This window comes from Paenibacillus plantiphilus (assembly GCF_927798095.1).
Lineage (GTDB): Bacteria > Bacillota > Bacilli > Paenibacillales > Paenibacillaceae > Paenibacillus_Z > Paenibacillus_Z plantiphilus.
The window spans coordinates 64904-79304 of the sequence record NZ_CAKMMF010000010.1 but is presented as its reverse complement, the minus strand read 5'-3'; the positions used below and the strand labels follow the sequence as shown (position 1 = coordinate 79304).

18 protein-coding genes are annotated in these 14401 nt (G+C 49.3%); 3 read left to right on the top strand and 15 right to left on the bottom strand.

The window, feature by feature from the left end; all coding sequences use genetic code 11:
- Nucleotide 1 precedes the first annotated feature (1 nt).
- From L6H65_RS10805 to rplU, 4 genes are all read right to left on the bottom strand, one after another.
- Nucleotides 2-736: a Spo0B domain-containing protein gene (locus L6H65_RS10805; RefSeq protein ID WP_236341597.1), complete on the bottom strand. Its 735-nt coding sequence runs from the start codon at nucleotides 734-736 to the stop codon at nucleotides 2-4.
- 138 nt (nucleotides 737-874) lie between these two features.
- Complete coding sequence (rpmA, locus tag L6H65_RS10800) at nucleotides 875-1186, bottom strand: 50S ribosomal protein L27 (RefSeq protein WP_236341589.1); 312 nt, start codon at nucleotides 1184-1186, stop codon at nucleotides 875-877.
- A 17-nt stretch (nucleotides 1187-1203) separates the two neighbouring features.
- The gene (locus tag L6H65_RS10795; RefSeq protein WP_236341587.1) at nucleotides 1204-1542 is read right to left on the bottom strand and encodes a ribosomal-processing cysteine protease Prp; all 339 of its coding nucleotides are present in this window, start codon (nucleotides 1540-1542) and stop codon (nucleotides 1204-1206) included.
- Between the two features lie 10 nt (nucleotides 1543-1552).
- Nucleotides 1553-1864 (bottom strand): 50S ribosomal protein L21, encoded by a 312-nt coding sequence (gene rplU, locus L6H65_RS10790; RefSeq protein WP_236341585.1) that lies wholly within the window; start codon nucleotides 1862-1864, stop codon nucleotides 1553-1555.
- Nucleotides 1865-2185: 321 nt separating this feature from the next.
- On the opposite strand from rplU, the gene L6H65_RS10785 reads away from it, so the two are divergent.
- From L6H65_RS10785 to L6H65_RS10775, 3 genes are read left to right on the top strand one after another with little or no spacing between them, the layout of a single operon-like run.
- Nucleotides 2186-2347, top strand: coding sequence for a hypothetical protein (locus L6H65_RS10785; RefSeq protein ID WP_236341583.1), 162 nt, complete (start codon nucleotides 2186-2188; stop codon nucleotides 2345-2347).
- Nucleotides 2348-2382: 35 nt separating this feature from the next.
- Nucleotides 2383-3753 carry an arsenic transporter gene (locus L6H65_RS10780; protein ID WP_236341581.1) on the top strand — a complete coding sequence of 457 codons (1371 nt, stop codon included), beginning with the start codon at nucleotides 2383-2385 and terminating at the stop codon, nucleotides 3751-3753.
- A gap of 25 nt (nucleotides 3754-3778) precedes the next feature.
- Complete coding sequence (locus L6H65_RS10775) at nucleotides 3779-4429, top strand: YwrJ family protein (protein ID WP_236341579.1); 651 nt, start codon at nucleotides 3779-3781, stop codon at nucleotides 4427-4429.
- 8 nt (nucleotides 4430-4437) lie between these two features.
- Here L6H65_RS10775 and L6H65_RS10770 read toward each other — a convergent pair whose 3' ends face one another.
- The 11 genes from L6H65_RS10770 to L6H65_RS10720 all read right to left on the bottom strand — a co-directional run bounded on the left by L6H65_RS10770 (nucleotide 4438) and on the right by L6H65_RS10720 (nucleotide 14377).
- Nucleotides 4438-5673 (bottom strand): Rne/Rng family ribonuclease, encoded by a 1236-nt coding sequence (locus L6H65_RS10770; RefSeq protein WP_236341577.1) that lies wholly within the window; start codon nucleotides 5671-5673, stop codon nucleotides 4438-4440.
- A 54-nt stretch (nucleotides 5674-5727) separates the two neighbouring features.
- On the bottom strand, nucleotides 5728-6609 hold the full coding sequence (locus L6H65_RS10765; protein WP_307728327.1) for a M50 family metallopeptidase: 882 nt from the start codon (nucleotides 6607-6609) through the stop codon (nucleotides 5728-5730).
- A 1-nt stretch (nucleotide 6610) separates the two neighbouring features.
- A complete protein-coding gene (locus tag L6H65_RS10760) occupies nucleotides 6611-7564 on the bottom strand; it encodes a M23 family metallopeptidase (RefSeq protein ID WP_236341573.1) in 954 nt (317 codons plus the stop codon).
- Between the two features lie 115 nt (nucleotides 7565-7679).
- The gene (locus L6H65_RS10755; protein WP_236341571.1) at nucleotides 7680-8828 is read right to left on the bottom strand and encodes an FtsW/RodA/SpoVE family cell cycle protein; all 1149 of its coding nucleotides are present in this window, start codon (nucleotides 8826-8828) and stop codon (nucleotides 7680-7682) included.
- A 7-nt stretch (nucleotides 8829-8835) separates the two neighbouring features.
- Complete coding sequence (gene minD / locus L6H65_RS10750) at nucleotides 8836-9627, bottom strand: septum site-determining protein MinD (protein ID WP_236341564.1); 792 nt, start codon at nucleotides 9625-9627, stop codon at nucleotides 8836-8838.
- 81 nt (nucleotides 9628-9708) lie between these two features.
- Nucleotides 9709-10368, bottom strand: coding sequence for a septum site-determining protein MinC (locus L6H65_RS10745; RefSeq protein WP_236341563.1), 660 nt, complete (start codon nucleotides 10366-10368; stop codon nucleotides 9709-9711).
- A gap of 125 nt (nucleotides 10369-10493) precedes the next feature.
- Nucleotides 10494-11018 carry a rod shape-determining protein MreD gene (gene mreD, locus L6H65_RS10740; protein ID WP_236341561.1) on the bottom strand — a complete coding sequence of 175 codons (525 nt, stop codon included), beginning with the start codon at nucleotides 11016-11018 and terminating at the stop codon, nucleotides 10494-10496.
- The gene (gene mreC / locus L6H65_RS10735) at nucleotides 11015-11905 is read right to left on the bottom strand and encodes a rod shape-determining protein MreC (RefSeq protein ID WP_236341559.1); all 891 of its coding nucleotides are present in this window, start codon (nucleotides 11903-11905) and stop codon (nucleotides 11015-11017) included. Before mreC ends, mreD begins: the two co-directional genes overlap by 4 nt.
- A 51-nt stretch (nucleotides 11906-11956) precedes the next feature.
- Nucleotides 11957-12991: a rod shape-determining protein gene (locus tag L6H65_RS10730; RefSeq protein WP_236341557.1), complete on the bottom strand. Its 1035-nt coding sequence runs from the start codon at nucleotides 12989-12991 to the stop codon at nucleotides 11957-11959.
- Between the two features lie 42 nt (nucleotides 12992-13033).
- On the bottom strand, nucleotides 13034-13723 hold the full coding sequence (gene radC / locus L6H65_RS10725) for a RadC family protein (RefSeq protein WP_236341555.1): 690 nt from the start codon (nucleotides 13721-13723) through the stop codon (nucleotides 13034-13036).
- 24 nt (nucleotides 13724-13747) lie between these two features.
- On the bottom strand, nucleotides 13748-14377 hold the full coding sequence (locus L6H65_RS10720) for a Maf family protein (protein WP_236341553.1): 630 nt from the start codon (nucleotides 14375-14377) through the stop codon (nucleotides 13748-13750).
- Nucleotides 14378-14401: the final 24 nt, after the last annotated feature.

Genomic DNA, 14401 nt, shown 5'->3' with positions numbered 1-14401 from the left:
TTTAGTTCCCAAGCTTCGCCTCAAGCATTACATTGCCTGGCTGCTCCAATTCCACCGCCTTGAGCGGCGATCCCTTCAGAGCTCGCTTGCATTTCTGCTTCCAATCACTCGTATCATTCAATTCTCCATCATAATGGAACGTTATGACAAGAGAATGATCCCCAAGGACAAAATCGACCGACAGCTTCGCTACTTCTCCCGCTCCCGGCTTAACCGCAAGCCGATATGCATTGACGATCTCAACAATCGTCTCGCCAGCCAGTTCCCCATCCAAGGCAAGTCCCGCCAGGCTAAGCTCGCCCTCAATCTCCACATCAAGCTCCATAGCATGCGTCAACGTACGGAATGATTGCAAATACGTTACGAGAGACGGAATTCCCAGCTTGGCAATTTTACTTTCAGTCGTCATTCGTTCTCTTATCTGTTCCACGCATGCAACCAACTTATCCGTCTTGCCCATTCGAATGTAGCCATACAGCACTTGCAGATCATTCATCCAGTCATGACGATGATGATTCAAAGTCACAATAGATGCCGTCTGCATCGCATGAATCGTTCGAGTAATACGCTGCGCCTGTTCCTTGCGATCGCACCATATCCACAATAATGCCGCAATAACAAACCAAACGATAAATAATGCAATCACCCACAGCTCAGAGTGCCAAATCAAAACTGCAGCCGACGGCAGAATAACCGATGCCGCTGCATAAAGCTTCGTCATTCTCAACCGATTCATCTATGGATCCTACTTTCCTATTCTTTCCTAACCTTAATCAGTATAGCATGACAAGCTGGAAAGTTCATCACAAGGACCGCCACATTCATAACAAAAAAAAGCCCCGGCCTGCATAAGCAAACCGGGACTTCGTGTCTATTATGCTTGAACTGCAGCAGCTACTGCTGCCACTTCTACTGGATAGACGCTAACTTTCTTGCGATCGCGTCCCCAACGTTCAAACTTAACCACGCCTTCCACTTTCGCGAATAACGTGTCATCTTTACCGATTCCAACATTGTTGCCCGGGTGGATCTTGGTTCCGCGTTGACGGAAAAGAATGCTGCCCGCTGATACCAATTGACCGTCAGCACGTTTAGCGCCGAGACGTTTCGATTGGCTATCACGACCATTCTTTGTGGAACCTACACCTTTCTTCGAAGCGAAAAGCTGAAGATTCAGTTTCAACATGGATGTTCCCTCCTTCATTACCGATTTTGTTCACGAATCCGAACATACTTGCCGTATGAGGCTGCGATTGTTTCCAGCATGACAATCATGGATTCCAGCAGCAGTTGAACCCGCTCATTCACAAGCTCATCCGCTTGCTCCGGAACCTCCGATTGCAGCCATCCGCTCTTCATGGAAGCTGGCAGCTCAAGGCCAGCCAGCTTCTCAATCGCGTTCACCGTGCCGACTGATACAGCCGATACACCTGCACAAATGATATCCTTGCCAGGATTAGCGAACTTGGCGTGTCCCTCAATCGCAAACGATACAATCCGACTATCGTCGGCGGAATGCCGCACAATGTTGATTGTTATCATTATTTGCCTGCTATGCTTTGATAGCGCCGATCGTCACTTTCGTGTACGGTTGACGATGACCTTGCTTACGACGGTAGTTTTTCTTCGCTTTGTATTTGTAAACGATGATTTTTTGACCTCTGCCGTGTTTCTCGACTTTCGCCGTTACAGTAGCGCCGGCAACAACCGGAGTACCTGTTACGAGACCGTCGCCTTTGGAAACAGCCAACACGCGGTCGAACGTTACGTTCTCGCCGTCGTTAGTGTCCAGTTTCTCAATGTAAAGTACATCGCCCTCTTGAACTTTGTACTGTTTGCCGCCAGTTTCAATAATTGCGAACATGTAGTGCACCTCCTTATTTTCGAAGACTCGCCTGATACAGGTGTCGGACAGCCACGGCTATTCGAACTTGTGAACCTGACCTGTGCGGTATTGACACGCGAGAGAAAACAGCCTCTTCCACGCGCACCATAGTAGTTTATCATACAGACTGCCTACAATCAACTATTTTTTATCTGCCCCTATGCAAAATAGACTTTCATTCAGCCGCCCGACAGGTTAGCCGTCTATCACCATCCCTGTCCGCTCACATAAATTGATAGTATCAATATCTATCAAGGGTGAATGGTAGATCGATATATTTGCCAAGGGAGGCGAACAAACATGCTTTTATTGCTAATCATCATTGCGGTTGCCGGGTCCGTATTATATTCCCTGCTTATACCGCCTGTCCCGGAATCGGCAGCCGCCGACATACAAAAACAGTCCGACACTGTCAGTGCCATTGGAAGCGAAGAACCAACCTACACCAACATTCATCTGTAAGGATGTCATGTTCAGACAGGGGTGATTAATAATTCATGTATGGGTCAGCAGCTACAACCATTACGATTTTTGCATTTGTGATGACCGTTGTTCTCATTTTATGGAGGCCCAAAGAATTGAATGAAGCCATTCCTTCTTCGATAGGAGCCTTGCTTGTCATCATAAGCGGCAGTGTCACATTGGCTGATTTCGGACAGATCAGCGCTACCGTAAGCGGTGCAGCAATCACAATTATGGCTACAATCGTAATGGCAGTCGTACTGGAAAGCTTCGGCTTCTTCTTATGGGCAGCGGAAGGTCTGGCAGCCAGAGCGAAAGGTTCCGGCATACGGCTATTCTGGTATGTGAATCTGATCTGCTTCTTGATGACACTGTTCTTCAACAATGACGGCAGCATTCTCATAACGACTCCGATCCTGCTCATTCTGCTTCAGAATCTGGGCCTCAAAAATCATCAGAAAATCCCTTATCTGCTTTCTGGCGCACTGGTCGCCACAGCTTCGAGCGCTCCTATCGGGGTCAGCAATATCGTCAATTTGATTGCCCTGAAGATCGTTCATATGGATCTGTATATGCACACGATCATGATGTTTGTTCCCGCAACTCTCGGTCTCATATTTCTAGTCCTCCTGCTTTTCTTATGCAGCTACAAAGTCATCCCCAAACGGCTGCCTCTGCTATCGAACAAGCTGTGGGCAACCGGAATGGACCGCTGGCATCATCCGCTTAAGAACCAGCCAGTATCCAAGCTTAGCGCAATGAGCTCCAAGCAGAGAACCCGCTTCATGCAGAAGGTGCTATTGTTCGTATTCGCCGTTCGTGTCAGTCTGTTTATAGCCTCGTACTTTGAAATCCCTATTGAGATTGTCTCCGTAGTTGGCTCCTGTCTGCTCTTGGGATGGAGATGGTATTACTTGCGAATGCCTCCGATGGACATGGTGAAAAAGACGCCTTGGCATATCCTCATCTTCGCATTCGGCATGTATGTCATTATTTATGGCCTGCACAATATCGGGCTTACCAACTGGCTCGTCAACTTCTTCAGCCCCGTCGTCCAGGGCAGCTTGTTCAATGCCAGCTTAATTATGGGAGCGGTGCAGAGCCTGATGTCCACCTTGTTCAATAATCACCCCGCACTCATGATCGGCACACTTACCCTAACCGAAATGAATCTCGATCCGCTATCGCTCAAGATCGCTTATTTGGCTAATGTCATTGGCAGTGATATCGGCTCCTTGCTGCTGCCGATTGGTACGTTGGCTTCGTTGATTTGGATGCATATTTTGAGAAAAAACAAAGTGAAAATTACGTGGAAGGATTACACGAGGATTACGATCATTGTTATTCCGCCGACCGTTCTATTCACGCTCATCGCATTGTTCTATTGGGTCAACTGGCTCTATTAATCCTTGAACGAAGGGAGTGTTCGATATGAGCTTATTCAAACCGTACCTGGGAAAGCCTGTCGCAATTGATGTGACAGATTATAGGGGAATGACTGGCGTGCTTATCGATATTGGTGAAGATTACCTCGTCGTGCATAGAGACAGCAGCTATTATTACATCGCATTACACCATCTTCATCTGTTGACTGCCGACCTGGATACACAGACGACGACATCCTCTGTTCCGCGATGGACCGCCAGCGGCAGCGATTTCAACTCACTGCTTCAAACTGCGCTAGGTGAATTTGTAGCCCTCTATATTACCGGACAGCAAACGCTGTATGGGCAGATTCTGCACATCAAGGACGACTATATTGTGTTAGACACTGTACGTCACCATATTTCCTACATTCCAACATTCCATATCAAGTGGTTCTCTCCCGCTGCAGCAGAAGGCTTCTTGGACAAGGACGCCAGCCTGCTGGCAGACCCCCATCTATTGAAGCAAACCTGGCAGGAACAGCTCAAAACTTGCGCAGGTACGATTGTCGTTCTTGATTTGGGACTTCGAACCAACCAGGTTGGACGAGTGCAAGCCGTTGAGGGAGGAATTATTGAGCTCATTACACCAGATAGCCTGTCCAAATGTTGGCATTCAGCACATATCAAATCGATTCACAAGCCTGGCAGAGCATAAGACAAGAACTACAGCTTGCCTCTTCCCTTGCATACACTGCACGTTTCATGGCGCGGACTTAGCGCATGCTCGCGCACTTTCTTGCGGGTCATCTCCAGCAACCCGAGTCTTGTCCAACCTACCACCTGGCATTTCGTGCGATCTTCACGCATGATTTGTTCAAGGCGGGCCATAATTTGCTCCCGATGAGCATGCTGCTCCATGTCTATGAAATCAATAATAATAATGCCGCCCACATCACGCAATCGAAGCAATCTGGCTATTTGCTCCGCCGCCTCCATATTGGTCTTGAATACCGTATCCTCCAGATCGCTCGTGCCGACGAACCTGCCTGTATTCACATCCACCACAGTCAACGCCTCCGTCTGATCCCAGATCAGATCACCGCCGCTGCCCAGCTGAATTCTCCGTTCAAATGCGCTATGGAGCTGCTCGTTGACTCCATATCGATCGAATAATGAGGCACTGTTCCCAGCCTCATACAATTTCAGTCGGGGCAGCATAGCTGGAGCCATCTCGCGCATGAGGCGCTCCATCTCCTCATAACGTCCGGAATCATTAATCCATACCTCATCCATCTGTGCGTTCAGCAGGTCTCTTACAAGCCGATGCACCAATCCTGCCTCACGGTGCAGCTCAGCAGGCGCTGTCCCGACTTTTGCCCGATTCTCGATCCCCGTCCAGATCTCTCTGAGGAGCTCCAAATCCGATTGCAGGGAGTCATAGCTCTCGCTGTCTGCAGCAGTTCGCATAATAACCCCTTCACCTGATTGCCGGATTGATTCGCCAATGGAGCGTAGCCGTCCACGCTCTTGCTCTCCGCTAACCTTCTTCGAAACACCGACATAATCGGCATGAGGCATATAGACAAGGAACCGGCCAGGCAGCGAGTAATGTGTCGTTACACGCGCGCCCTTGCTGCCCAGAGGTTCTTTCATAATTTGAACAACCACCTCTTGTCCGGCCTTGAGCAGCTGTGTAATCGGCGGCTTCTCTTTGGGCTGACGCTCCAGATTGGGATGCAGCACATCATCGATGTAAAGGAAGGCATTCTTGTTAAAACCAATATCGACAAAAGCGGCTTGCATGCCAGGCAGAACATTTATGACTCGCCCTTTATAGATGCTGCCGACTAACTGGCCAGCGACAGTGCTTTTCTCCATATCATATTCTATCAACTGGCCTTCCTGAATAATTGCCGTTTGCAGCATGTCGCTTTGTCCGTGAATCAACATTTGTTTCATCGTTATTCGAACACCTGCCTCATCTATTTCTATCTATATCTATTTCTATCTATTTTACATGAAAAGCTCCAAAACTGCACGGTCAGCCTTTCCATCGGTCAAAAAATCTTCTACCAGCTGTTGCTCAGGAAGGATGGCCATAATGTCCCCCGAATCCTCCATTATTACAATCAGATGATAGCTGTCGCGCTTGAACAGCCGCAATACAGCCGCAACCGAATGGCGCTTGGAGACGGCAATAGGAATCGCCCAAACGCCTTGGGCAATGGATTTGGAAGCCGCCAGCCCCCGATTGGTCAAGAAACGAAGAAAGACGAACGGTATATAGCGGTAATACGTCCAATTCGTAACAAACAGAAATAAGCCCACCACCAGCAGATTGGCCTGGATTCCACTGCCGCCTCCCTCCGGGAGAAATGCCGGTACAAGAGAGAAGATGACCATGGCTCCGCTAAGAAGGAGGCTTATGCGAGCCCCCCACACTAATGATTGATGAAAGGTAAACATTCGGCTGAGCCAAGCGTGCAGCAATTTGCCGCCATCCAGCGGCAAAATCGGCAGCAGGTTGAACAAGCCGATCATGGCATTCGCCTGCCACACATATTCCGACCATTCGGGACTCCACCAGCCCAGCAGACCGAACAACCAGGCAGCCGCCCCCATCCATACATTTTGCAGCGGACCGGCTATTGCCACGATTGCCTCTTCCCGTGATGGCATCGTTCCCGCTTCCTCAACCTCTGCAACACCGCCGAAGGGAAGCAGCTTCACCTCGCGAATCCTCCAGCCAAAGCTGCGGGCCGCAATAACATGTCCCAACTCATGGACGAATACGATGGTGAATAATGTAAACAACTCGATAAAATAACCTGTAATGACCGAAGCCATCATTACGAGTACAAACAGCGGGTGTACAGACCATGCGATCCCTTTCATCCTAATCAAGCGGGACAACATCCGCCGGATTGACATAACGGTTCTTCTGTTTCACCGCAAAGAACAACAAACTGCTTTCATTCTCACCCGCTGCGGGCAAAGTGCCAATTACATTCCCGCCTTCAACCCAATCGCCAACCGCAACAGCTGCTTTCTCAATACCGCCATAAATGGTTTGCCTCTCGTTCATATGCTGTAGAACTACCGTCTTCCCCGCCTTCTCATCTTGCGTGACGAGCAGAACACGTCCAGTCTCAACAGCCGACACCCGTTCCTCTGATTCCCCGGCGATCTCCACACCACCAAGCGTCTCCGCGAAAGTACGAACGACCGTCCCATTATTCAGCGGTGCAACGACAGGAAGCGAGACATCTCCTCCTACCAGCTTCGATTCCTTCGAGTCATCCCCTCCGAAGAGAGGAATGAACGAGGGTGCGCCCGCGAATGTTGCATCGTACCAGGCAGCTGCTGTATCAAAGTCGATATTGTCAGTAAGCGCAACCGCAACAAATTCCTGTCCTCTCTTGAATTGAGGCATATCAATCCGAAACATTGCGACAATAATAAAGAATAGTGCTGCAGACACAATCGTCTGAATAAAAAAACCTCGGATGAAAGAGGGATAGCGTTTAATCGGATCCCGCTGCTCTCCCCCCTTAATTCCCACACTTGCGCGCGCATCTCTTGCCATTCTCCATCCTGCGCTTTCCCACGGGTTGGCTTGCGATTTCCACAATTGCTCCGGGTCAGGTCCGGCAGCATCCAATGACGACGCTTTCGGGATATGAAGCACCTCGGGCAGAGGCTGCGACTTCCATCCAGCCGGAGGCTGTGGCCCTATATTTTGATGGGGAAGCTCATTATCCAGCAATGTCATAGCCATCGATTGCTTCGCATTCATAATCTCTCTTATCCGTTCTTGCCTGCGCTCTCGAACACCCTTTTTTGCATCCATCTCCCATCCCCCTATACAGATACAGACAGCTTGTTCGCTTTATGTATATGAGGAGACAGGCCGCTTTATGTGGTTCACAAATGGAAAAGCCGTCTAGCGATAGTTCGCTAAACGGCTATTCCACCATCTCATATTTCTCCTGATGCGCCTTGACACTGAACACAATGCCGATACTTAGCATGTTCAGAAGCAGTGATGTTCCACCATAACTGATGAACGGCAGTGTTATCCCTGTTATCGGCATGAGCCCGATCATCATCCCTATATTCTGGTACACCTGAAAGACATACATAGAGATGATGCCGACAATGATAAAAGAACCACGCAAATCAAAGCATTGAAAAGCAATGATTATCATTCGATAGATCAGCAGGAAATACAGCATAAGTACCACGGCGGCGCCTTGAAACCCGAATTCCTCTCCGATGACAGCGAATATCGCATCCGAATAAGGGTATGGAATAAACCCTCGGTTCTTGGAATCCCCCTGCAAATAACCGTCTCCGGTAAGACCTCCTGAGCTGATTGCAATCTTCGCTTTCTCCGCTTGATACACCTCATTGGCAGAAGCCTCACTGGGATTGATGAATCCATTGATCCGCTCATGCCAGTGACCCTTCTTATGCTCATTAAGGTAATCATAGATTTCAGTGTTAAACGAGTTGAACAGGTACCCAAACAGCATTATTGCTCCGATAACCATGGTTAACCCGAGCAGCACATGTAAGTATCTAACATTCCCGATCCATAACATGCCGAGCAGTATAACCAGATAAATAATCGCATTCCCCAGATCAGGCTGGATCACTACTAGTACGAACGGCACAAAGGAAACGACTGCAATGACCAGCAAATCCTGACGCACCCTAAGGGGTTCGCCTTGACGCCTTCCCATCAGAAAAGCAACTGTAATGATGAGTATGATCTTCACCATTTCCGCAGGCTGGAATTGAAGACCTCCGGGAAGCTCGAACCAAGCTCTGGCGCCATTAATTTCTTCAGCAGTTAAATAGACGACGACCAAGAGCACAATACCTAAGCCATATAGAAATAGCCAGGATTTCAGTAAAACACGATAATCGATCAAAACCAGTGAAATCGCGACAACGAAACCGATTCCGTAGAAGATCAGCACCTTAATATCATAATTTTCATAGCCTGGAGTGACGCTTGTCGCACTACGAACAATAAAAAAACTGACAACCATCAAAGCCAGTAGAATGAGCAGCATGCCCCAATCCAGTTTTTTCAGTTTTCCTATCACAATCTGATCATCCTATTCCAAGAAACTTGCGAAACCGCTTAATAACACCTGATTTTTCCTCTAGCGGCATTAAAGGAACCATATCTCCCAGCATTCTGCGGGCTATGTTGCGGTAGGCAATCGCAGCTCGCGAGGAGGGGTCCATAACCGTCGGCTCACCGGCATTCGCTGCTCGAATGACTTTCTCGTCATCTGGCACAATGCCGAGAAGATCAACAGCCAGCACCTGGCAAATCTCATCAATATCAAGCATCTCGCCTGATCGAACCATATTTGCCCGAATTCGATTGATAACCAGCCGTGCAGGAACCTGAGACTGCTCCAAAAGTCCGATAACCCGATCCGCATCCCTTACCGCAGCATTCTCGGGTGTCGTCACAACAATCGCCCTGTCTGCCCCGGCAACAGCATTGCGGAAGCCCTGCTCGATACCTGCTGGACAATCGATAATGACATAATCATAATCCTTCTTCAGCTCCAGAATAATATCGCGTACCTGCTCAGGATCTATGTCATGCTTATCCTTCGTTTGGGCAGCCGGCAGCATGTACAGCTCGTCGAACCGTTTGTCCTTCACAAGCGCTTGATTCAGACGGCAGCGTCCCTCCGCCACATCGATCAGATCATAGATGATGCGGTTCTCCAGCCCCATCACAACATCCAGATTGCGCAAGCCGATATCCGTATCGACCATGCATACCTTCTTGCCAAGCAATGCAAGCGCTGTACCTAAATTAGCCGAGGTCGTCGTTTTGCCGACTCCGCCCTTCCCCGATGTTATTACTATCGCTTCTCCCATGACTTGCCACTCCTCACTGTATCCGCTAGTTTCGATTATGAACCGACTGGGGATAACAGTCAATTGTAAGGTTGTTCTCTGCTATGCTTTAAACACGACAGGCTGTATCCGCAAACGATGCAGCTGCGTCATCTTATCGATTTTCATTACGCCTTCGCTCAAATAAGCGAATTCCATTGCGGCGTCCCCGCTCATCCACTCATCCGGCGGACGGCTAATCACTTCACCGATCCGCAGCTGAGTCGGACGCATCAACGAGGCCGCAATTATCGATTCCTCCCGCCCTTGCATGCCCGCATGCGCCAGGCCGCGAAGAGCGCCAAGCACATAGATGTCGCCTGTGCAAAGCAGCGTGCCCCCGGGGTTCACATCGCCCATAAGCAGCAGGCTGCCGTTATGTTCAAGCGTTTGTCCGGAGCGTATAATGCCCGTATGCACCTTCAGATTATGCGGATTCTCGCCCTCAGGCTCCTGCGGAACATCGCTTTCAACGGACTGAACAAGCAGATTGCCGCGCTGACGAATAGCAGCTTTAATGCTCTCCTTCTCCTCTTCGCTGGCTTGGCGTGCGCCGAGCTTCACATGAACATGGACGATCGGACCGGTCAACAGCTGTTGATGCGACTTTTCCAATTTGAATTGAAGCTCATCCAGCAGCGCAGAAAATTCGCATTTATCATCAAGAAGGAAGACAAGCCCTTCCTTGACTCCCTTTATCGTAATATGCTGCTTATCGGTCACGCTCGCCCCTCCTTAAAGCTTTCTGCTTGCTTTGAAAGCATCTGTCTGCCCAGCTATCTGCATGCTTCTTCGCTCTTTCAAATCTGTTTCTATACGATTCTTGCTGAATGGAACAATTCCTGCTGCTATTCCTCATCCTCGTCGGATTTCTTTTTACCGCTGCTTTCAAACCATCGGCGCAGGGGCACATACAAGGCCAAAGAGAAGAGAACCTGCAGAAACAGGCTTGGCAGAATATGATGCAGCAGCGCCCATTGGAATGTCCCATGAGTGAGCTTGAACACGCTGTATATGAAATAAACAATCGTGTCATATACGAGAGTGGACATCAATATCATAGACATGGCCATAAACAACGTGCTTCTTTTGCGTTCCATCAGCAAGCCGGCCAAATATCCGACAGTCGCCATTGTAAAGGCATGCACCCCGATAATTTTCCCATAAAATGCGAGATCCTGCAGCAGTCCAAACGACATGCCCAGAATAAGGGCAGTATGACGATTGCGATACAGCCCGGCAAAAAGCACGAATGCAAGCATGAAATGAGGAACGACACGTCCAATCAAGCTCTCAGGCAGCAGCCAATAAAAGATTGTCCCTTCCGACAGGAAGAAGAGCAGCATGACAACGATAATCCGCTGCATGCTCATTGCCCGCTCTCCTCCATATTCGGCATTTGGACGACAAACACATTGGTCAGTTTATCGAAGTCTGCTGCCGGATCGATCGTTGCCGTGTGCGTCAAGCCAAAGTCGCCCACCTGCCTGTTATCAACCGTTCCGATAATCATCCCATAGGGAAACACTTTGCCTAGCCCGGAGGTGATAATAACATCACCCTTCTTCAGCTTGTCGTCTTTCTCGATCTTTGTCATCATCAGCATGCCTGTATCTTTGTCATAGCTCTCGATCATTCCGAATGATTCCTGCTCCTCTTTCCCCTTGCCCTCACGAAGCACCGTTGCCGCAATCAATTTGGAATCCGGCGATCTCACGTCCAGCTCCGTAATCGGCATGACGGAGGAATAGAACGGATCGACCCGGCTTATTAGCCCTACAAGACCTTTCGTTGTTACAACGACCATATTCGGCTGAATGCCATCCTTGGAACCAAGATTAATGCGAATGGTAGGATTATAGGGATCATTGCTGGCAGAAACAACTTGCGCGATCAAATAATTGTACTTGTTGCTTTGTTTCTGACGCTCGGTAAACTCAAGCGCCTCCATCAGCTCAATATTACGCTGTTCGATCTGATTGTAATTGATTTTGTCGCGAGCATAAGCTGCGGCAGTAATCCGCAGCTGCTCATTCTCCTTGGAGAGCTCCCGCATTGTGGCAATATCCTCGAAGAAACCTCCAATATATCCTGCTGGCCTATACAGCCACTCCTGTAGAAACCCGGAAGCATCCATTACGAAATTTTCCGGCCAGGACAGCTTCTTCCGATCCCCGATGGAGAAACCTAGCACAGCAACAAACACAATAAAAACGATCATTAGCACAAACATCCGTTTGTTGCGCATCCAATTAAACAATTTCGCTCACCCGCCCATTCCAATCATCCGTTGTCTACGTGCAAGCGGACGTTATCGTTTGGAACGAGAAACAGGACCGCTTCTTGTTTTGAATAGATCAATATGATCCAATGCTCTGCCAGTTCCGATTGCTACACAATCAAGCGGATTCTCTGCAACGATTACTGGCATTCCAGTCTCGCGAGCAAGCAATTTATCAAGATTCCGCAGCAGCGCGCCTCCGCCTGTCAGCACAATTCCACGGTCCATAATATCAGAGGACAGCTCCGGCGGACATTTCTCCAGCGTTACCTTCACAGCTTCAACGATCGCATTGACGGTATCCATCAACGCTTCCGTGATCTCATCCGAGGAAATAGACAATGTCTTCGGCAAGCCGCTCACAAGGTCGCGGCCGCGAATATCAATTGTGTCCGGCTTCTCCATCATGAGCGCCGAGCCGATCTCCATCTTCAACTGCTCCGAGGTTCTCTCGCCAATCATCAGGTTATACATACGTTTCACATACTGAATGATGGCCTCATCCATTTCATCACCAGCTACGCGGATCGAACGGCTCGTTACGATTCCGCCGAGCGAAATAACAGCCACCTCTGTCGTACCGCCGCCAATATCGACAACCATGCTGCCCGTTGGCTCCCATACAGGCAAATCCGCGCCAATTGCTGCCGCGAACGGCTCTTCAATCGTAAAGGCCTCCTTCGCTCCTGCTTGCTCTGTCGCATCCTTAACCGCTCTTTGTTCAACCGCTGTAATGCCAGAGGGCACACAGACCATTACATTCGGATGACGCGGGAACAATGACCGTGTTTTCTGTGCCTGACGGATGAAATATTTGATCATCGTTGCCGTCGTTTCGAAGTCCGCAATAACGCCGTCCTTCATCGGCCTGACAGCGCGAATGTTGCCTGGCGTGCGTCCGATCATTTTTTTGGCGTCCTCGCCGACTGCCTCAATTTTTTTTGTATCCGTCCGTATCGCAACTACCGAAGGCTCTCTGACTACAATGCCTTTGCCTCTTAAATATACAAGGGTATTCGCCGTTCCAAGATCGATACCCAGATCCTTAGAGAATCCACCGAACATGTTAATCTTCCTTTCTCTTCTAAGACAATCCTTATTATTATATTACATGTAACCTTGCTCCTTCAAACTTATAAAGCGATTGTCACCTATTACCAAATGGTCAAGAATATCAATCCCGACAAGTTCCCCCGCATCCTTCAGCCGCTGTGTCAGCGCTACATCTTCCGGACTTGGCGTTGGATCGCCGCTAGGGTGGTTATGCAGGCAAATTATCGAAGCGCTGCTGCATTTGATCGCAGAGCGAAACACTTCACGAGGATGCACAAGCGATGCATTCAATGTACCGACCGACAACGTTTCACGATGGATAACCTGATTCTTCGTATTCAGAAATAAACAGATGAAATGCTCCTTCTTCAGATAGCGAAGCTCCTCCATCATGAGGTTTGCCGCATCCGCTGGCTTACGTATTGTTGGCAAATCTCCTTGCCTGCTTCTGGACAATCGACGACCAAGCTCAATCCCTGCACGCAGTTGAACCGCTTTGGCGGGACCTATTCCACGTATAGTTGTCATTTCCTCAATACTCATATCAACAAGACCACGCAGACTTCCGCATTCTGTCAGAATACGTGAGGCAAGCGTGACCGCAGATTCGCGTTTCGTTCCCGTCCTTAGTAAAATCGCAAGCAATTCCGCGTGGCTTAGTGCTTCGGCCCCAACTGTCATCATGCGCTCTCTAGGTCGGTCTTCGTTAGGGACATCCCGCAACATATGAGGCTGCGTATTCATGTCCATACCTGCTTTCTACATGTTCTAAATAACGTCCACGCCAAAGCTCGACAGCATATCCGACAATAAGGAGAGCGGAAGCCCTACTACGTTAAAATAGCAGCCGTCAATCCGTTCCACTATGGTTGCGCCAATACCTTGAATGGCATAACTCCCCGCCTTGTCCATCGGCTCGCCGGTAGCGACATAACGGCGAATTTGCTCATGATCAAGCGATTTCATAGAAACGCGTGTTTTGCGGTGGGTAACAAGCTCATGCTCGCCATCCCAGCTTATACATGCAACGCCGGAGTAAACCTCATGCTCTCTTCCTTGCAGGCGGCTCAGCATGGATACTGCATCAGCTGTATTCTGCGGCTTGCCCAGGACTTCACCGTCCAGCACAACGATTGTATCCGCACCGACAATTATGGACCCTGCCGCTTGCTCTTCACCAAGCAATGGGACAGCTGCGCGCGCTTTCCTCAATGCCAGCTGTTCGACTATGTAAGAAGGACTCCAATCAGCAGGCGTCCCTTCATCTGCATCTGTCGACAAAATGAGAACCGGCAAGGAAAGGTCGAGCGTTGCGACCAGTTCCCGCCGGCGCGGTGAAGACGATGCCAGTACAAGCTGGCTGGCAATGAACGGCTTCGCATTCGTTGACGAACCCATTATTTGTAGCACTCCTTCTACACG